Below are 18,076 nucleotides of genomic sequence, written 5' to 3' on the forward strand. Positions count from 1 at the left end.
CACAGCCGTATGACGACCAGGCCCGGCCGCGGCACGACACCCGGCCGAGAGACGACGGCCGGCCCCGGGCCGACGCCCGACCGCGGGACGGTGGACGGCCGCGGGACGGTGGACGGCCGCGGGACGGTGGACGGCCGAGCCGAGCAGGCCGCCGCCCGCACCGGACCGGCGGCGGACCGCGGCCTACTCGGCTCGGCCGTCCGGCACAGCGGGGCCCGGTGCGCCGCCCTGTGCCTGGTGAGCGCCGCGGCGACCGGGGCCGGACTGCTGCTGCCCGCCGCGCTGGGCCGCACCCTCGACCTGCTGCTCACCCGCGCACCGGCCGACCGCTGGGTGCTCTGCTCCAGCGCGCTCCTGCTGCTGATCGCGCTGCTGGACATGGCCGAGGCCGTGCTCGACGGCACGACCAACGCACGGGCCACCGCGTGGCTGCGCCGACGGCTGACCGGGCACGTGCTCGCCCTCGGCCCGCGCGCCACCGCCCGTTTCGGTCCGGGTGAGCTGGTCGCCCGGCTCGTCGGCAGCGCCGCCCAGGCCGGGACGGCGCCCGCCGCGCTGGCCGCCACGGTCTCGGCCCTGGTCGGCCCGGTCGGCGGGGTGGTGGCGCTCGGCCTCATCGATCCGTGGCTCGCCGTGGTGTTCCTGGCCGGTGCGCCGGTCCTCGCGCTGCTGCTGCGCGCCTTCGCCCGCGACTCCTCGGCGTGCGTGGCGGACTATCAGCAGGTGCAGGGCCGGATCGCGGCGGGGCTCGCGGAAGCCGTCGGCGGCGCCCGCACGATCCGGGCGGCCGGCACCGCCGACCGGGAGACGGCCCGGGTGCTGCGGCCGCTGCCCGAACTGTCCCGGGCCGGACGGCTGATGTGGCGGGCGCAGGGACGGGCCGCCGCGCGGGCGGTCGCCGTGGCCCCGCTGCTGCACCTGGGCGTCGTCGCCGTGGCCGGGCTGCTGCTGGCCCGGCACCGAGTGACGGTGGGCGAGGTGCTGGCCGCCTCCCGGTACGCGGTCCTCGCGACCGGCGTCGGCGTGCTGGTCGGGCAGCTCTCGGCACTGGTACGGGCCCGGGCGGCGGCCGGACGCCTCGGCGAGATCCTCGCCGAGCCCGCGCCGGACCACGGCAGCCGCCCGCTGCCCCCGGGGCCCGGCCGGCTGGAGCTGCGCGGGGTGAGCGCTCGGCGCGGCGGCCGTACGGTGCTGGACGGCGTCGATCTCACCGTGCCCGGCGGCACGACACTCGCGGTGGTCGGCAGGTCCGGCTCGGGCAAGTCGCTGCTGGCCGCGATGGCCGGGCGGCTGGCCGACCCGGACGGCGGGCAGGTGCTGCTCGACGGCGTGCCGCTGCCCGAACTGACCCACGACCAACTGCGGAGCGCCGTGGGCTACGCCTTCGAACGGCCCGTGCTGCTCGGCCCGAGCGTGGCGGACGCGATCGGCCTCGGGGTGCGGACGCCCGGACCCGGCCGGATCCGGCAGGCGGCCCGCACCGCCCGCGCGGACTCCTTCGTCCGCCGCCTGCCCGACGGCTACGGCACGGCCCTGGCCGACGCGCCCCTCTCCGGCGGCGAGTACCAGCGGCTCGGCCTCGCCCGCGCCTTCGCCCACGACGGCCGGCTGCTCGTCCTCGACGACGCCCTCTCCAGCCTGGACGCGGTCACCGAACGGCACATCGCCGACGCCCTGACCGGGGGCGGCTCCCCCACCACCCGGATCGTCGTCGCCCACCGCGCCGCGACGGCGGCCCGGGCCGACACGGTGGCCTGGCTGGACGGCGGACGGGTGCGCGCGGTCGGACCGCACGCGCAGCTGTGGCGACAGGCCGGGTACCGGCAGGTGTTCGGGGAGTACGGGGAGTACGGGGCAGCCGGGAACGACTCCGGGGAGGCCGGTGACGGATCCTCGACTGCCGGGGGCGGCGGCGGAGCGGCGGCGACCGCGGGCGCAACCCCGACCACCGAGGACAGAAGCGGAACAACGACGACCGGGGGCGGAGCCCCGACTGCCGGGGGCGAAGGCCCGGCCGCCGGCGCGGCGGACCGTGTGGAGGGAGTTCGGCCGTGAGGAAGGAGTCCGTGGTGCGGGAGCGCGGCGCCGGCGTCCCGGCCGGACCGCCTGAGGGCGGCCCGGGAGGCCGGTGGGCCGGCGCCCGGCGTGGCCTGCGCTTCCTGCGGGCCCGGTGGCGGGTGCTCGGCCGGCTGGGCGGCTGGTCGCTGCTGGAGACCGGGCAGACGTTCCTGCTCGGCTACGCGTTGGCGCGCGCCCTGGACTCGGGGTTCCTGGCGGGGCGGGCGGGGGTCGGGCTCGCCTGGCTGGCGGTGGCCGGGCTCGGTGTCGTGGTCGGCGCGTACGGGACCGGCCGGGTCTACGGGGTGGTCGCCGCGCTGGTCGAGCCGGTCCGGGACCGGCTGGTGAGGCGGGTCGCCGCGCAGGGCGTGCGGGACGCGGACGGCGGGGCGCTGTCCCGGCTGACCCAGCAGGTGGAGATCGCGCGGGACACCCTGGCCGGGCTGGTCCTGGTCTCCCGGTCCTTCCTGGTCGCCGCGGCCGGCGCCCTCGTCGGCCTGTTCTCGCTGGCGCCGCTGCTCCTGCTCGTGGTCGTGCCGCCGCTGGTCGCCGGGGTCGCCGTGTTCGCGGCGACGCTGCCGCCGCTGGCCCGCCGTCAGGAGGCGTACCTCGTCGCCGACGAGGCGCTGGCCGAAGGGCTGGCGACGATCTGCCCGGGGCTGCGGGACGTCACGGCCCTCGGCGCGGAGGAGCGCGTCGCGGCGGGCGTCGAGGAGTCGGTGGACGCGGAGCGCAGGGCGGCGGGCGCGCTGGCCCGGTGGGGCGTGGCACGGGTGGCGGCCCTCGCGCTGGGCGGTCACCTGCCGGTCGTCCTGCTGCTGGCCACCGCGCCCTGGCTGCTCGCCCACGACGTCACCCCGGGCGCCCTGGTCGGCGCCCTCGCCTACGTCACCCAGTCCCTGCTGCCCGCCCTGCAGAACCTGATCCACGGTCTGGGCACCAGCGGCGCCCGCCTCACGGTGGTCCTGCGCCGCCTGCTCCCGGCGGACCGACCGGACGGCGCCCCGGCCGGGGCTGCCGGAGCTGCCGGAGCTGCCGGGGCGGCCGGGGCGTCGAGCGCCCACCGCGCGGTCACCCCGCCGGGCCCGGCCCGGACCCGGGCGGCGGAGCCCGCCCTCGCCCTCTCCCGCGTCACCTTCGCCTACGGCCCGCACAGCGCGCCCGTGCTGCGCGACCTCGACCTGGTCGTGCCGCACGGCGGGCACCTGGCGGTCGTCGGGCCCAGCGGCATCGGCAAGTCGACGCTCACAGCGCTCGTGGCCGGACTGCTGGAACCGGCGAGCGGCGGGATCCGGGTGTGCGGCGCTCCGGTGCCGGGGGACGAGGCGGCCGCGCGGCGGGTACTCATCCCGCAGGAGGCGTACGTCCACACCGGCACCCTCGCCGAGAACCTGGCGCACCACCGCCCCGACCCCGTGCCGGAGGCCGAGCTGCTGGCCGCCGCCGAGGCGGTCGGGCTGACCGAGCTGCTGCGCCGGCTCGGCGGGCCCGACGCACCGGTGGACCCCTCGACGCTGTCGGCCGGCGAACGCCAGCTCATCGCGCTGACCCGGGCCTATCTGTCGCACGCACCGCTCGCCCTGCTGGACGAGGCGACCTGCCACCTGGACCCGGACTCCGAGGCCCGAGCGGAGCGCGCCTTCGCCACCCGGCCGGGCGGCACCCTGGTGGTCGTGGCGCACCGCGTGAGTTCGGCGCGGCGCGCGGACCGGATCCTGGTCATGGACGGGCGGGACACCGCGTACGGAACGCACGAGGAGCTGCTGTCGCGCTCCTGCCTCTACCGCGATCTGGTGTCCGGCTGGGCGCCGCCGGGGTCACAGCCACCCCTCCCCCTGGGAGATTCTTATCGCGTCGATGCGGTTGCGGGCCCCGGTCTTGCGGGTGATGGCCGCCATGTAGTTGCGCACGGTCCCGTGGGACAGGTGCAGGCTGCCCGCGATCTCGGCGACGGAGGCGCCCTCGGCGGCCAGTGACAGCACGCTCAGCTCCCGCCGGGTGAGCGGCATCTCGGCGGCCTTGAGGAAGCCGAAGCCCAGTGAGTCGTCGACGAATCGCTCCCCCGCGGCGACTCGCCGAATGCCGCGCACCAGCCGTTCCGGTGACCCCTTCTTGTCGACGTAGCCGAGCGTCCCCGCCTCGATGGCCCGGCGTAACAGGCCTGGGCGGTCCGCGGTGGTCAGCACGAGCAGGCGCGGCGACCGGACGCCGGCGCCGCGCGGACACAGTTCGCCGAGCGGCGCGAGCCCGTAGGCGTCGGTGTGGTCGAGGTCTGCGGCGCACACGTCCGGCCGGACGGACCGCACATGGCCGGACGCCTTGCGCCACGGCGTGTCGTACACCTCCAAGTCGGCCTCCCGGCGCAGCCACTCCGCCATGACAGATCTGACCAGACACGCGTCGTTCACCAGAAGCACCCGGATCACTGCCGCCCCTTCGACTCGCCTTGCGCCTGCTGTGGATGGTGGTTGAGCGCGTGCCCAATTCTTGGCGGCGTGGACCGTCACCGGGCGCGCAGAACCGGCCATCGGGGTGCGCGGGGGCGCACACGCAGCGCCCGCCCGCCGCCACGCGCTCCGAATACAGGGGCATGGAGAACGGCCGTCGGGGTACGGCGCCTCCTTCGCCCCGTCGCACACCCGGCCGCGGTCCTCACTCTTCCCGTACTCGGCCGGGCCACTGGGCCGAGCGCCTCGATCCCGGTCACCCGGGCGGTGCGCGAGCGGGGCGGAGCCGGGTCGAGGGCGAGGAGGAGACGCCGGCCCGCCGCCGTGGACGGATCACCGCGGTCCCCCTGTCCGTCCGGCCCCCGCGGCGCCGCCCCCGGCGGCCGAAACCGCCGCACAGGGCGCGGGCCTCGTGACCCGGTTCCCGACATCCCGGGGCGGGGCGCGCGCCGTCGTCCGGTGTAGGGCCGGGAACGCGCCCGGCCGGCGGGCGGTGCGCGCGACCGCGGGGGGGCGCTCGACCGGGTCCGCCGGCTCGCCCCGCACCAGGCCGGATCCGAACGGACACGCCCTGGGGTCGACCGGTGACTACGCGTCGACGACCTGGCGCCGACGGAGAGCGGAATCCCCGCTTCAGGGAATCTGCACAGCGCGTGCCCAGCGAGGTCACCGTGCGGGGCGGATCTGCACAACCGCGCACCCCGGCACCGGTCTTTAGGCGCGGTCTGCCGGATTCGCCGCCGTGACGGCAAGGGCGCGGCCGGGCCGATGCCGTGGGGCATGTGAAGAAGTGGCCGACAACTCGTGGCCGCACATCCACCAAAGAGCCCCGTGGCAGGGCAACTGTGCTGGTGAGGGCCCTGGACGAGTGGAAGCGGCGGGATGCGCCGTGCTTTGATCCATCGCACCGCGGGGCCCGCCGGCCGCCTGGGAAGACAGCGTCCGGCGCCCGTGGCGGCGGCTGTCCGCCTGTCCCCAGAGGGGGCCGCTCCCCCTTGTGAAACCCCATACGAAGGGAAGTTCCAGCATGAACTCCACCCCCCAGGTCGAGACCGTCGAGATCTCCGACGCCGAGCTCGACAACGTCTCCGGCGGTCTGTCCGTGAACGCTCTCGGCACCGTCGCCGGTGTGGTGGACGGCGTCGCCCCGGTGACCGGCCTGGTCGACACGGCCATCGGCACCGTCGAGGGTGTGACCGGCCTGAACACCGCCCCGGTCACCAACCTGGTCGCCGGTCTCTGAGCGCACCGCGTTGCCGCCGAGTCCCCGGAACCGCGCACCGGTTCCGGGGTTCTCGGACGTCCCGAAGAAGCCTCTCGCACAGGTGAGGGAAGTTCCGTGCAGTTCCGCCAACAGGCCCTCGCCAAGCTCCAGTCGCCCGAGGAACTCGACCTCCCGGTCCGCCTCGCCCGGCCCCGGGGCTGGCTCGTCCTGTCCGTCACGCTGGTCGCCATGGCCGCCGCCACGGTGTGGGCGGTGACCGGCTCCGTGGCCTCCACGGTCACCGCGCAGGCCGTCCTGACCCATGGACAGGGCAGCTACGTCCTGCAGAGCCCGGTCGCCGGCCAGGTCACCGCGGTCCTCGCCGAGGAGGGCGAGCGGCTGCCCGCCGGCGCGCCGGTGCTGAAGGTCCGTACGCCGCGGGGCGAGTCGGTCGTCCGCACCGTCGCCGCGGGGCGCGTCACCACGCTCGCCGCCTCCCTGGGGCAGATCGTCTCCACCGGGGCGGACGTCGCCGCCGTCGAGAAGGTGGCCCACACCACCGACCCGTTGTACGCGACCGTGTACGTCCCCGCCCAGAACGCCGCCGCCGTGCCCGTCGGCGCCGCCGTGGACCTGTCCGTCGCCTCCGCGCCGGCCCAGCGGTACGGGGTGCTGCGCGGCCGGGTGAAGTCGGTGGACCACGCCCCCCAGTCGGCCCAGCGGATCGCCGCCTTCCTCGGCGACACCCGGCTGGGCGAGCAGTTCACCCGTGACGGCCGGCCCGTCGCCGTACTCGTGCGGCTCGACGCCTCGGCCGCCACCAGGAGCGGTTACCGCTGGTCCTCCGCGGACGGGCCGCCGTTCCGCCTCGACTCCATGACGTCGGCCTCCGCCTCGATCCGGCTGGCCGGCCGGCGTCCCCTCGATTGGCTGCTGCCGTGACCACCACCACCCGCACGGGCCGCGGCCGTCGGCGTGCCGCGCCGCCGGGCCGCCCGGCCGCCGGGCGGCGCGCCCGGACCGTCCGTACGCCCACGGTCCTCCAGATGGAGGCCGTGGAGTGCGGTGCCGCCTCGCTCGCCATGGTGCTCGGCCACTACGGCCGCCATGTCCCGCTGGAGGAACTGCGCATCGCCTGCGGAGTCTCCCGGGACGGCTCGCGGGCGAGCAACCTGCTCAAGGCCGCCCGCGGTTACGGCCTGACGGCCAAGGGCATGCAGATGGACACCGCCGCCCTCGCCCAGGTGCGGGCGCCGGCCATCCTCTTCTGGGAGTTCAACCACTACGTCGTCTACGACGGCGTGGGACGCCGCCTCGGCCGGCGCGGCGTGTACCTCAACGACCCCGGCAAGGGCCGCCGTTTCGTCGCCATGGAGGACTTCGACGCCGGCTTCACCGGTGTGGTGCTGGTGCTGGAGCCGGGCGAGGACTTCACCAGGGGCGGGCGCAGGCCGGGCGTCCTCGGCGCCCTGCCCGCCCGGCTGCGCGGCACCGCGGGCACCCTGCCGACGGCGGTGCTGGCGAGCCTGCTGCTGGTGGCGGTGGGCGCCGCGGTGCCCGCGCTCAGCCGCACCTACATCGACACCTACCTGATAGGCGGCCAGTCCTCGCTACTGGGAGTGCTGTTCGCGTCGATGGGCGCGTGCGTACTGCTCACCGTCGCGCTGACCTGGCTCCAGCAGACCAACCTGCTGCACGGGCGGATCGTCTCCTCCACGCTCGCCGCCGCCCGTTTCCTGCGCCATCTGCTGCGACTGCCGGTGACGTTCTTCGCCCAGCGCAGCCCGGCCGACCTGGTGCAGCGGCTGCAGTCCAACGACGCGGTCGCCGAGACGCTCGCCCGCGACCTTTCGGCGGCCGGCGTGGACGCGGTGGTCGTGGTGCTCTACGCGGTGCTGCTGTACACCTACGACCCGCAGCTCACCTTCGTCGGCATCGGCGTCGCGCTGCTCAACATCGTGGCGATGCGGGTGGTGGTACGGCTGCGCGCGACCCGGACGGCGAAGCTGCGGGCGGACACCGCACGGCTGACCAACACCGCCTACACCGGGTTGCAGTTGATCGAGACGATGAAGGCGACCGGCGGCGAGGACGGCTACTTCCGCACCTGGGCCGGCCAGCACGCCACCACGCTGGAGGAGCAGCAGCGGCTCGGTGTGCCGAGCGCCTGGCTGGGCGTGGTCGCTCCGACGCTCGCCACGCTCAACAGCGCCCTGATCCTGTGGATCGGCGGGCTGCGGGCCGTCGAGGGCCACCTGTCGGTCGGGCTGCTGGTCGCCTTCCAGGCCCTGGTGGCCCGGTTCACCGCCCCGCTGACCCGGCTCAACGGCGTCGCGGGCCGCATCCAGGACTTCGCGGCCGACGTGGCCCGCCTGAAGGACGTGGAGGACTTCCGCACCGACCCGCTCTACGCCCGTCCCGGCGGCGGTGACTCCGCCCGCCGGCTGCACGGTCACGTCGAGCTGCGGAACATCGGCTTCGGCTACAGCCCGCTGGACCGGCCGCTGCTGACCGGCTTCGACCTGACCGTGGGACCGGGACAGCAGGTCGCGCTGGTCGGGGGCAGCGGCAGCGGCAAGTCGACCGTCTCGCGGCTGATCTCGGGACTGTACGCGCCCTGGGAGGGTGTGATCCTCATCGACGGGCAGCGGCTGGAGGACATCCCGCGCGCCGCGCTGGCCTCCTCCGTGTCCTTCGTCGACCAGGACGTGTTCCTCTTCGAGGGCACGGTCCGCGACAACGTGGCCCTGTGGGACCCGTCGATCCCGGACGACGCCGTGGTGGAGGCGCTGCGCGACGCCGCCCTGTACGACGTCGTCGTCCGACGTCCCGGCGGCATCCACAGCAGGGTCGAGCAGGACGGCCGGAACTTCTCCGGCGGACAGCGGCAACGCCTGGAGATCGCGCGGGCGTTGGTGCGCCGCCCGAGCGTCCTCGTGCTGGACGAGGTGACGAGCGCCCTGGACGCCGAGACCGAGCAGGTCGTCATGGACAACCTGCGGCGGCGCGGCTGCGCCTGTGTGGTGATCGCCCACCGGCTGTCCACCGTGCGCGACAGCGACGAGATCGTCGTGCTCCAGCACGGCGCGGTGGTCGAACGCGGGCGGCACGAGGAACTGGTCGCGCGCGGCGGCGCGTACGCGGCGCTGGTCAGGGAGCGGTGAGATGACGTCCGTTCAGGAAGGCGACCTGGTCCTCGGCGCGCTCGGCTCCCTGGGCGCACCGGTCGACTGCGCCGGCCTCGGCCGGCTCGACCTGGCGGGACCGCAGTCGCTGTGGCTGGTCGCGGCCGGCGCGATGGACCTGTTCGCGGTGGACGCGGAGCAGCGGGGACACTGGCACCACCTGGGCCGGCTGGAGGCCGGCTCGCTGCTGCTGGGCCCGGCCCCGGGCCCGCGGCACACGCTGGTGGCCCGCCCGCTGCGCGACTGCGCGGTCCGCCGCATCGGCCTGCGCGAGCTGTACCAGCCGGCGAACACCCAGACCTGGTCCTACGACGAGTACGGCAACCCGCAGTACGTGCCACCGGCCACCAGCCCCCTGGAGTACGCGCTCGCGCTCGGCGTCGGCCGCGGCCTGTCGGTGCTGTTCCAGGCGCCGATGGCCCAGGAGCGGCCCGCGGCGCCCGCCGACGACGAGGTGTTCTGGATGCAGGTGCCGCCGGGCAGCGTCCGGTACGGGGCGCTGTACGGCGCCGAGGCGGCCGCCGACCTGCTGATGGACCCCGCCGTGTGGCAGGCCGTGGTGGACCAGCAGTACCGGCTGCTGACGGCCCTGGACCGCTGGATCGAGGAGCTGGAGCGCACCCACGAGAACCGGGCGGCGGCCGGCATGAAGGCCGGTGAGGCGGTGCGGGCCCGGGCCGACCGGACGCTGCTGGCGTCCATCGGCCGGTCCTCCGCGAGGCCGGCCACGGCCGCCGACGCGGACGCCACCTACGCCGCCTGCGAGCTGGTCGCCCGCGCCGCCGGGATCACGCTCGCCGCGGCGCCGCGGTCCGGCACAGTGAGCGACCGGCTGGACCCGGTGGAGCAGGTGGCGCTGGCGTCCCGGGTGCGCACCCGGGCCGTTCGCCTGGAGGGCCGCTGGTGGCGGGAGAACGCCGGCCCGCTGGTCGGCCGGCGGGCGCTGTCGGGCGCGCCGGTCGCGTTGCTGTGGCGGCGCGGCGGCTACGTCGCCGTGCATCCGGCCACCGGGCGGGAGACAGCGGTGGGGAAGGCGAACGCCGGGGAGTTCGAGCCGCGCGCGGTGATGTTCTACCGGCCGTTGCCCGAGCGCCGGCCCAGTGCGCTGGGATTGGTGCGGTTCAGCCTGCGCGGCTCCCGGGGCGACCTGGCGAATCTGCTGGTCAGCGGGCTGGTGACGGTCGCGGTGGGGGCGCTGGTGCCGGTGGCGACCGGCCGGGTGCTCGGCCAGTACGTGCCCCGGGCCCAGCAGGGGCCGATCGCGCAGGTGTGTCTGGCGGTGCTGCTCAGCAGTGTGGTGGCGGCGGCCTTCATGCTGCTGGAGAACCTGACCGTGCTGCGGCTGGAGGGCCGCGTCGAGGCGAACCTCCAGCCGGCCGTCTGGGACCGGCTGCTGCGGCTGCCGACGCGGTTCTTCACCGAGCGTTCCACCGGGGAGCTGGCGAGCGCGGCGATGGGGGTCAGCGCGATCCGCCGGCTGCTGGCCGGCCTCGGCCCGGTCGTGGCGCAGTCGGTGACCGTGGGGGCGATGAACCTGGCGCTGCTGTTCTGGTACGACGCCGCGATGGCCTGGGCGGCGGTCGGCATGCTCGTCGTGATCGCGGCCGTGTTCCTGGGGCTGGGGCTGTGGCAGGTGCGGTGGCAGCGGCGGCTGGTGGTGCTCACCAACAAGCTGAACAACCAGGCGTTCCAGACCCTGCGCGGGCTGCCGAAGCTGCGGGTGGCGGCGGCCGAGAACTACGCGTACGCCGCCTGGGCCGACCGGTTCGCGCGCAGTCGTGAGCTCCAGCAGAAGGTGGGCCGGATCAAGAACCTGACCACGGTGCTGGGCGCGGTGTACCTGCCGGTGTGCACCCTGCTGATGTTCATGCTGCTGGCCGGGCCGGCGCACGGCTCGATGTCGGCCGCGGCCTTCCTGACCTTCAGCACCTCGGTGACGATGCTCCTGACCTCGGTCACCCAGCTCACCGGCGCCTTCGTCTCGGCGGTGGCCGCGCTGCCGCTGCTGGAGGAGATCAGGCCGGTGCTGGACGCCGTCCCCGAGGTGCGCGCGGCGAGCACCCGGCCGGGGCCGCTGTCCGGGGCGATCGAGGCACGGCGGCTGTCGTTCCGGTACGCCGACGACGGGCCGCTGGTCCTGGACGACGTGTCGTTCCAGGTCCGGCCGGGCGAGTTCGTGGCGATCGTCGGGCCCAGCGGCTGCGGCAAGTCGACGCTGCTGAGGCTGCTGATCGGCTTCGAGCGGCCGCTGTCCGGCGGCGTGCTCTACGACGGCCAGGACCTCGCCGCGCTGGACCAGTCGGCGGTGCGCCGGCAGTGCGGGGTGGTGCTCCAGCACGCCCAGCCGTTCTCCGGCTCGATCCTGGACGTCATCCGGGGCACGGAGCCGTGTTCGCCCGAGGAGGCGATGGCGGCGGCCGAGCTGGCGGGGCTGGCCGAGGACATCAGGCGGATGCCGATGGGCCTGCACACCATCGTCTCCGGCGGCGGCGCGGTCTCGGGCGGGCAGCGGCAGCGCCTGATGATCGCCCAGGCCCTCGTCCGGCGCCCGCGCATCCTCTTCTTCGACGAGGCGACCAGCGCCCTGGACAACGACACGCAGCGCATCGTGATCGACAGCACCCGCAAGCTGAACGCCACCCGGGTGGTCATCGCGCACCGCCTGTCGACGGTGCTGGACGCCGATCGCGTCATCGTGATGGAGGACGGCCGGGTCACCCAGCAGGGCCCGCCCGCCGAACTGCTCGCGGACACCGGCGGCCGGCTGCACGAGCTGGTCAGGCGGCAGCTCGCCTGAGCCCGGCCGACGCCGGTGCCGGTGCGGTGCCTGAGCCCGGCCCGTGCCGGTGGGAACAAGACTTCCCGCACTGTTCATACGCCCTTCGTGCGCCGTTGCCCGCGGCGCAGGGCGTACGGGAAGGCGCGGCTGGGTACCCACCGGGCCATGCGAATCAGCGTGGTGGACGTAGGGTCGAACACGGTTCGACTGGTGGTCGCGGACGCGGTGGGCGGGGTGCCGCTACCGGTGCACACCGCCAAGTGGCGGCTGAGACTGTCGGAACAGGTCAGACCCGGACAGGACATCCCTCAGGAGGCGGTGGGACGGCTGGTCCGGGCGGTCGGCGAGGCGAGTGAGACGGCGGCCCGGTGGGGCGCGGCCGACCCCTCGGCCTTCGCGACCACCGTGGTGCGCGCCGCCCCGAACCGGCTCCAGGTGCTGCGCGCCGTCCGGGCGCGCACCGGGGTGGCGCTGTGCACGCTGCCCGGCGAGGTCGAGGCCGAGCTCACCTTCCTGGGGGCGCGGCGCTGGATGGGCTGGCGGTCCGGACCGCTGGCCCTGTTCGACATCGGCGGCGGCTCGCTGGAAGTCGCCTTCGGACGGGGTCGCCTGCCCGACTTCGCGGCCTCGCTGCCGCTCGGCGCCGGCCGGCTGACGCACGAGTTCTTCCCGGACGGGGGGCCGGCCTCCCCGGAGCAACTGCGGGCGCTGCGGCGCGGCGTCCGGCACCAGCTGCGGGACGTGGCCGCCCGGATCCGCTGGGAGGGGCCGCGCACGGCGGTGGCCACCTCCCGCACCTTCCAGCAGTTGGGGCGGCTGTGCGGGGCCGCGCCCGGACGGCACGGGCCCTTGGTGGAGCGGAAGCTGGAGCGCCGACAGCTGCGCCGGGCGGTCGACCGGCTGGCCGCCCTGCCCGCCGCCGAGCGCGCCGGGCTGCCCGGCATCTCCGCGCCGCGCGCCGCGCAGAGCCTGGCCGGCGCGGTGGTCGGGCACACGGCGATGAAGCTGACCGGTCTGAGGACGGTCACCCTGTGCCCCTGGGCGATCCGCGAGGGCGTGCTGCTGCGGCACATCGAGGACGGGCCGTCCTGGTGGGCGGAGGTCTCACGGCTGAGCGAGGACACTCCGCCCCCGCAACCCGTGCCGAAACCGGTGCCGCTGCGCGTGGCGGCCGCGGCTCGCTGAGGCGCGGGAGCCGGACGCGAGGAAGGGCCGCGTCGGACGCGCCGGAGCGGGAAGAAGACGGATCCGAACCGGAAGACAAGAAGGAGACAGAGGCATGCCCGAGAAGGACGACAAGCGGAACCACGACAAGCCCGAGACGGCGCTCGGGGAGGTCCTGCGCGAGTTCGAGGAGGCCGAGACCGATGTCGACGGCTCCCGGGGCAGGCGGCACCGGGGCGAGGCCGCCGAGGCGATCACCCCGAACTCCCGGGCCGAGGAGGAGGCCCGGGAGGAGTCCCAGGACGGCTGAGGCCGGCCCACGATCATGGCGGATGGCCGGTCCCCGCACGGGTACCCGGGCGACATGGACCACGATCGCCGCGAACCCTGCCTGCCTCCCGCGCGGGGGCCGCTCTCCGCCGCCGTGACGGCGTACCTGCTCGGTACCGGACCGCTCCCCCGCGCCGAGGAAGCCGACGGCGCGGCGGCCTACGGGGACGACCTCCAGCTCGCCCTCTACCTCTGCTACGAGCTGCACTACCGCGGCTTCGCGGGCGTCGCCGCACGACGTGAATGGGATCCGGACCTGCTGCGCGTCCGGGCGGCGCTGGAGCGCCGTTTCCTGACCGCCCTGCGCGCGGACACCCCCGGCCACGACGGTCTCGACGACGCGCTGGCCGACCTGCTGGTCGAGCCCGTCCAGGGCGCCGGTGTCAGCCACTACCTGCGGGACGAGGGCGAGTTGTGGCAGCTGCGCGAGTACGCCGCCCAGCGCTCCCTGTACCACCTCAAGGAGGCGGACCCGCACGCCTGGGTGCTGCCCCGGCTCCGGGGCAGGGCCAAGGCGGCGATGGCGGCGGTGGAGTTCGACGAGTACGGCGGCGGCCGTGCCGCCCGCGTCCACGCCCGGCTGTTCGCGGACCTGATGACGGACCTGGGCCTGGACACGGCGTACGGCCGCTACCTGGACGCGGCCTCGGCGGAGGTCCTGGCCACGGTGAACCTGATGTCGCTGTTCGGTCTGCACCGCGAGACGCGCGGCGCCCTGGTGGGGCACTTCGCCGCGGTGGAGATCACCTCCTCGCCCGGCTCCAGGCGGCTGGCCGAGGCGATGCGCCGCACGGGCGCCGGTCCGGCCGCGGAGTTCTTCTACGACGAGCACGTCGAGGCGGACGCGGTGCACGAGCAGGTCGTGCGCCACGAGGTCATCGCCGGGCTGCTGGAGGAGGAGCCCCACCTGGCGGCCGACGTCGCCTTCGGCATCGACGCGACCGGGTACCTGGAGGACCGTCTGGGCGACCGGCTGCTCGCCGACTGGCGCGCGGGCCGCTCCTCGCTGCGTGTGCCGCTCGACGCGCAGACCGCCCCGGCCCCGGCCTGCTGACACCACGACGATCTCCTGATATCCGTGGCGTTCGGGGGTACCCGCGTGGTGTGAGTGAACTGCTACTTCCGGGGGTCTACGCCCCGCAGGACGACACCGCGCTGCTGGCCGAGGCGCTGTCCGGGGAGCGGGTCCCGGTGGGCGCGCGGGTTCTCGACGTGGGCACCGGGAGCGGTGCCCTGGCACTGGCGGCGGCCCGGCGGGGCGCCGAGGTGACCGCCGTCGACGTGTCCTGGCGGGCGGTGTGGACCACCCGGCTCAACGCCTGGCTGACCAGGCTTCCGGTCCGCGCCCACCGCGGCAACCTCTTCGGTCCGGTGCGTGGACGGTCCTTCGACGTCATCCTGACCAATCCGCCCTACGTCCCGGCGCCCGAGGAGCGGCACGCGCCCCGGGGCAGGTCCCGCGCGTGGGACGCGGGGGGCGACGGGCGCCTGGTGCTGGACCGGATCTGCCGGGAGTCGCCCGCGCTGCTGCGGCCCGGCGGTGTGCTGCTGGTCGTCCACTCCGCGCTGAGCGGGCCGGAGCGCACCCTGGAACTGCTGCGTTCGGCCGGTCTCAAGGCCACCGTGGTGCGCCGCCGCTGGATCGCCTTCGGCCCGGTGCTGCGGGCCCGGCAGGGGTGGCTGCGCGAGCGCGGTCTGCTCGGGGCGGCCGAGGAGAAGGAAGAGCTGGTGGTGATCCGTGCCGAACGACCCCTCTGAGTCCCCCCGCCCCCCGGCCCGCCGGGTCACCATGCAGCGGCAGGGACCGATCCTCGTCGAAGGCCCGGTGGAGGTGGAGCTGGAGGACGGCACCACGGTCTCCTCCGACCGGTTCCGGGTCGCCCTGTGCACCTGCCGGCGCAGCCGCCGCTACCCGTGGTGCGACACCAGCCACCGCAAGCGGGTCTAGGACCAGGCGGCCGGCGCGTGCGACGGTGCGTGCGCGGCGCGCTCCGCGACGGTCGATGCCAGGGATCGGCGGGCGGCCCCACTCCGCCCGGCCGATCCCTGGTGCGGAATCGCCGCCGGTTCCCGTGCCCGGGCCACGCACTCCCCAGTCACGAGGCCCCTGGTGCTGCGCGGGAACCGCGCGATCCCGGTCTAGAAGGCGAAGACGCTCGTCATGGCGGCGTTCTTCACGCACTCGTTGGCGAAGGTGCGCTCGTAGGAGACCCGCTTGCCCTGCCAGACGCCGGCGGCGGTCACCACCACGGGGTCGTACTGCCTGGTGCACAGTACGTCGCCGGCCGCCGTGAGGGCGTCGAAGTCGCCGCCCGCCGCCCGTAGTTCGGCACAGGCGTCGGGTGCGGCCGGGTGGGTTCCGGAGGCGGTCGGGGCGCAGGTGAGGGTGACGGCACGCTCGGGGGTGGCCGTGGCGGCGGTGTTTCCGTGGCCGACGGTGAGCACCAGGGCCGAGGGGGCGTAGAGGGAGGCGGGGGCGCCGGCCGGAGTGGCGAGGGCGGTCGTGGTGAGCGGGCCGCAGACGGCGGTGGCCGTCAGACCCAGGGTCGCTGCCCAGCGCGCGGTGTTCCGCATTGTGTGCTTCCTTCCGCAGGTTCGACGTAGGACACCGTTCCGGCTCGGTCGGTGCCGGACCCGGCGAGCGGGAGTCTGCCGAGTCCGGTACCGAAACTCACATCGGACCCACGGGTTTCGGTAACCTTGCGTATTGAATCAGTGGCGCGAAGTCACGGAGATCGGACGTGCCGGCCCCCGAACCACGGGCCTGTCGATCAAGCGATCCGGCCGGATGGCTTGTTCCCCCACGTTCGGCAATCGACTTGAAACATCCCGGTAACCCACGCCGAGGGGGCCGCGGCCCCGGCACGGGACCACCACACCGTCGACCGTCCGGCGTCCTCCCGCCCGCGCGAGCCGGTGAGGAGCCCCGACCCGGCGGCGGCCGGGGTCCGAGCGGCGCCCCGCCGTGCCGCCGGGGTGCGCTCCACCCGGGTACGGGCCAGGACTTACCCGCCAGTATCGTCGGTGCGGCGCGGAACCTGCGACGAGAGGCGGGACGTACGGATGGCGAAGCACTGGGCGGACTTCCAGTACGAGATCTATCTCAACGGGATGACGGGCGCGGTGCCGCGGCTGCCCACCGATCTGAGCCGGCTGGAGGAGCTGACCGAGCAGCGGCTCGGCCCCGGCCCGGTGGGCTACGTGGCGGGCAGCGCGGGCAACGGCAGCACCCGGCGCGCCAACCGGGCGGCCCTGGACCGGCGCCGGATCGTGCCGCGGATGCTGCGGGACGTGCACGAGCGGGACCTGTCGGCCGAGGTGCTGGGCCGCACGCTGCCCGCCCCGCTGGCGCTGGCGCCGGTCGGCGTGCTGTCGATCATGCATCCGGACGCCGAGTCGGCCGCCGCCCGGGCCGCGGCGGCGCAGGGCGTGCCGTTCACCCTCTCATCGGCCTCCAGCACGCCCATGGAGCAGGTCGCGGAGGCGATGGGGGACGCCGAGCGCTGGTTCCAGCTGTACTGGGCCAAGGACCGCGAGGTGACGCGGAGTTTCCTGCGGCGGGCCAAGGCGTGCGGGTTCAGCGTCCTGGTGGTCACCCTGGACACTCCGCTGCTGGCCTGGCGGCCCCGCGACCTCGACCAGGCGTACCTGCCGTTCCTGCACGGAGTGGGCACCGCCAACTACTTCACCGACCCGGCGTTCCGGGCGGGCCTGGCCAAGCCGGTGCACGAGGATCCGAACGCGGCGGTGCTGCACTTCGTCGGCATGTTCGCCGACCCCGGCAAGACCTGGCCGGACCTCGCGTTCCTGCGGGAGAACTGGGACGGCCCGATCGTCCTGAAGGGCGTACTGCACCCGGACGACGCCCGCCTCGCCGCCGACGCGGGCATGGACGGCGTGGTGGTCTCCAACCACGGCGGCCGGCAGGTGGCCGGCTGCGTCGCCGCCGCCGACGCGCTGCCGGGTGTGGCGCGGGCGGTCGGCGACCGGCTGACCGTCCTGTTCGACAGCGGGGTGCGCACCGGCGACGACATCTTCAAGGCACTCGCGCTGGGGGCGCGTGCGGTGCTGCTGGGCAGGCCGTACGCCTACGGGCTCGGTCTGGACGGTCAGGCGGGCGTGGAGCACGTGATCCGTTGTCTGCTCGCCGAGTTGGACCTCACCCTCGCCCTGTCGGGTCACGCCACCCCGGCCACCGTCGGCGCCGCCGATCTGGTGGAGCAGCCCGCCTGACCGGCGGGCGCTCAGATCTCCCAGGAGCGCAGCCGGCCGGCGGCGCCGTAGACGTCGGTCTTGCCCGACATCAGGTCGCGGGCGAGATCGACGAGGGCGCCGTAGGGCGGGTCGATGCCGACGCCGCTGGCGTACATGTACGCGACGGCCGTGGCGCAGGCGAAGCGGGCGTTGGCCGACGGCAGCGGCTTGAGCACGGCGAGGGTGTGCAGCAGCGCGGCGGCCCGCCAGGCCGGGTCGGAGTCCACGCCCAGGCGCGGCGGGTCCACGCGATGGCGGGCCACGGCGGCCACCAGGGCCGAGAAGTCGTCGACCGCGGGCTGGTCCGGCAGCACCTCCTCGTGGCGCTGGAGCAGCCAGGGCACGTCGATGTGGATGACGGGGGTCATCGGTCAGGCGGCTCGTCCCTCGCCCCGGGCGGGCGGCTCGTCGTCGGGGAACGCGGCGGCGAATTCCTCGGCGTGGGCCGTGAAGAACCGGCGGAACGCCTCGGCGCCCTCCTGCAGGGCCCGGTGCCGGGCTATGTCGGCGGCGGCGGCCTCGCGCACGAGCGCCTTCATCGACGTACCGCGTTCCTTGGCGATCTGCCGCAGGTCCTCTAGCTCGCGGTCGCTGAACTCCACATTGAGCGCTGGCATGCCCCAAACGGTACCGCTCGGGTACTCCGGCGTAAATA

General features: G+C 75.1%; 15 protein-coding genes and 1 pseudogene. 12 read left to right on the plus strand and 4 right to left on the minus strand.

Annotated elements, in window-relative coordinates; all coding sequences use genetic code 11:
• The first annotated feature begins 9 nt into the window (after nucleotides 1-9).
• A complete protein-coding gene (locus tag ACF061_RS25295; protein WP_392269248.1) occupies nucleotides 10-2,055 on the plus strand; it encodes an ABC transporter ATP-binding protein in 2,046 nt (681 codons plus the stop codon).
• On the plus strand, nucleotides 2,052-4,034 hold the full coding sequence (locus ACF061_RS25300) for an ATP-binding cassette domain-containing protein (RefSeq protein WP_392269249.1): 1,983 nt from the start codon (nucleotides 2,052-2,054) through the stop codon (nucleotides 4,032-4,034). Before ACF061_RS25295 ends, ACF061_RS25300 begins: the two co-directional genes overlap by 4 nt.
• Here ACF061_RS25300 and ACF061_RS25305 read toward each other — a convergent pair.
• Nucleotides 3,960-4,586: pseudogene (locus tag ACF061_RS25305) on the minus strand (LuxR C-terminal-related transcriptional regulator); the annotation flags it as partial. The gene ACF061_RS25300 and the pseudogene ACF061_RS25305 overlap by 75 nt on opposite strands.
• Nucleotides 4,587-5,532: 946 nt before the next feature.
• Between ACF061_RS25305 and ACF061_RS25310 the strand changes: the two are divergent.
• The 9 genes from ACF061_RS25310 to ACF061_RS25350 all read left to right on the plus strand — a co-directional run bounded on the left by ACF061_RS25310 (nucleotide 5,533) and on the right by ACF061_RS25350 (nucleotide 15,115).
• Entirely contained in the window at nucleotides 5,533-5,748 is a 216-nt protein-coding gene (locus ACF061_RS25310; RefSeq protein ID WP_392269250.1) for a type A2 lantipeptide, read from the plus strand.
• Nucleotides 5,749-5,844: 96 nt separating this feature from the next.
• Nucleotides 5,845-6,651 carry an HlyD family efflux transporter periplasmic adaptor subunit gene (locus ACF061_RS25315; protein WP_392269251.1) on the plus strand — a complete coding sequence of 269 codons (807 nt, stop codon included), beginning with the start codon at nucleotides 5,845-5,847 and terminating at the stop codon, nucleotides 6,649-6,651.
• Entirely contained in the window at nucleotides 6,648-8,873 is a 2,226-nt protein-coding gene (locus ACF061_RS25320; RefSeq protein WP_392269252.1) for an NHLP family bacteriocin export ABC transporter peptidase/permease/ATPase subunit, read from the plus strand. The genes ACF061_RS25315 and ACF061_RS25320 overlap by 4 nt, the downstream gene beginning before the upstream one ends.
• Before the next feature lies 1 nt (nucleotide 8,874).
• Entirely contained in the window at nucleotides 8,875-11,691 is a 2,817-nt protein-coding gene (locus tag ACF061_RS25325; RefSeq protein WP_392269253.1) for an NHLP bacteriocin export ABC transporter permease/ATPase subunit, read from the plus strand.
• A gap of 147 nt (nucleotides 11,692-11,838) precedes the next feature.
• Nucleotides 11,839-12,858 carry a Ppx/GppA family phosphatase gene (locus tag ACF061_RS25330; RefSeq protein WP_392269254.1) on the plus strand — a complete coding sequence of 340 codons (1,020 nt, stop codon included), beginning with the start codon at nucleotides 11,839-11,841 and terminating at the stop codon, nucleotides 12,856-12,858.
• Nucleotides 12,859-12,952: 94 nt separating this feature from the next.
• Complete coding sequence (locus tag ACF061_RS25335) at nucleotides 12,953-13,147, plus strand: hypothetical protein (protein ID WP_392269255.1); 195 nt, start codon at nucleotides 12,953-12,955, stop codon at nucleotides 13,145-13,147.
• Between the two features lie 54 nt (nucleotides 13,148-13,201).
• A complete protein-coding gene (locus ACF061_RS25340) occupies nucleotides 13,202-14,221 on the plus strand; it encodes an iron-containing redox enzyme family protein (protein ID WP_392269256.1) in 1,020 nt (339 codons plus the stop codon).
• A gap of 50 nt (nucleotides 14,222-14,271) precedes the next feature.
• Nucleotides 14,272-14,925: a HemK2/MTQ2 family protein methyltransferase gene (locus ACF061_RS25345; RefSeq protein WP_392269257.1), complete on the plus strand. Its 654-nt coding sequence runs from the start codon at nucleotides 14,272-14,274 to the stop codon at nucleotides 14,923-14,925.
• Nucleotides 14,906-15,115, plus strand: a complete 210-nt coding sequence (locus ACF061_RS25350) for a CDGSH iron-sulfur domain-containing protein (RefSeq protein WP_392269258.1) — start codon at nucleotides 14,906-14,908, stop codon at nucleotides 15,113-15,115. Before ACF061_RS25345 ends, ACF061_RS25350 begins: the two co-directional genes overlap by 20 nt.
• Before the next feature lie 191 nt (nucleotides 15,116-15,306).
• On the opposite strand, the gene ACF061_RS25355 is transcribed toward ACF061_RS25350, so the two are convergent.
• Nucleotides 15,307-15,741 carry a protease inhibitor gene (locus tag ACF061_RS25355; protein WP_392269259.1) on the minus strand — a complete coding sequence of 145 codons (435 nt, stop codon included), beginning with the start codon at nucleotides 15,739-15,741 and terminating at the stop codon, nucleotides 15,307-15,309.
• 489 nt (nucleotides 15,742-16,230) lie between these two features.
• Between ACF061_RS25355 and ACF061_RS25360 the strand changes: the two genes are divergently transcribed.
• Entirely contained in the window at nucleotides 16,231-17,400 is a 1,170-nt protein-coding gene (locus ACF061_RS25360; RefSeq protein ID WP_392269260.1) for a lactate 2-monooxygenase, read from the plus strand.
• 11 nt (nucleotides 17,401-17,411) lie between these two features.
• Here the strand turns inward: ACF061_RS25360 and ACF061_RS25365 are convergent, their stop codons facing one another.
• Nucleotides 17,412-17,789, minus strand: a complete 378-nt coding sequence (locus tag ACF061_RS25365; RefSeq protein WP_392269261.1) for a toxin Doc — start codon at nucleotides 17,787-17,789, stop codon at nucleotides 17,412-17,414.
• A 3-nt stretch (nucleotides 17,790-17,792) separates the two neighbouring features.
• Nucleotides 17,793-18,038: a hypothetical protein gene (locus tag ACF061_RS25370; RefSeq protein ID WP_392269262.1), complete on the minus strand. Its 246-nt coding sequence runs from the start codon at nucleotides 18,036-18,038 to the stop codon at nucleotides 17,793-17,795.
• Between the last annotated feature and the right edge of the window lie 38 nt (nucleotides 18,039-18,076).

Source organism: Streptomyces sp. NPDC015220 (assembly GCF_043079345.1).
Taxonomy (GTDB): domain Bacteria; phylum Actinomycetota; class Actinomycetes; order Streptomycetales; family Streptomycetaceae; genus Streptomyces.

What these genes read in the sequence shown, in the direction of transcription:
- ACF061_RS25370 (WP_392269262.1), bottom strand. Translation starts at nt 18,038, where the DNA reads ATGCCAGCGCTCAATGTGGAGTTCAGCGACCGCGAGCTAGAGGACCTG.
- ACF061_RS25340 (WP_392269256.1), top strand. Translation starts at nt 13,202, where the DNA reads ATGGACCACGATCGCCGCGAACCCTGCCTGCCTCCCGCGCGGGGGCCG.
- ACF061_RS25335 (WP_392269255.1), top strand. Translation starts at nt 12,953, where the DNA reads ATGCCCGAGAAGGACGACAAGCGGAACCACGACAAGCCCGAGACGGCG.
- ACF061_RS25330 (WP_392269254.1), top strand. Translation starts at nt 11,839, where the DNA reads ATGCGAATCAGCGTGGTGGACGTAGGGTCGAACACGGTTCGACTGGTG.
- ACF061_RS25295 (WP_392269248.1), top strand. Translation starts at nt 10, where the DNA reads ATGACGACCAGGCCCGGCCGCGGCACGACACCCGGCCGAGAGACGACG.
- ACF061_RS25360 (WP_392269260.1), top strand. Translation starts at nt 16,231, where the DNA reads ATGGCGAAGCACTGGGCGGACTTCCAGTACGAGATCTATCTCAACGGG.
- ACF061_RS25325 (WP_392269253.1), top strand. Translation starts at nt 8,875, where the DNA reads ATGACGTCCGTTCAGGAAGGCGACCTGGTCCTCGGCGCGCTCGGCTCC.
- ACF061_RS25310 (WP_392269250.1), top strand. Translation starts at nt 5,533, where the DNA reads ATGAACTCCACCCCCCAGGTCGAGACCGTCGAGATCTCCGACGCCGAG.
- ACF061_RS25355 (WP_392269259.1), bottom strand. Translation starts at nt 15,741, where the DNA reads ATGCGGAACACCGCGCGCTGGGCAGCGACCCTGGGTCTGACGGCCACC.
- ACF061_RS25365 (WP_392269261.1), bottom strand. Translation starts at nt 17,789, where the DNA reads ATGACCCCCGTCATCCACATCGACGTGCCCTGGCTGCTCCAGCGCCAC.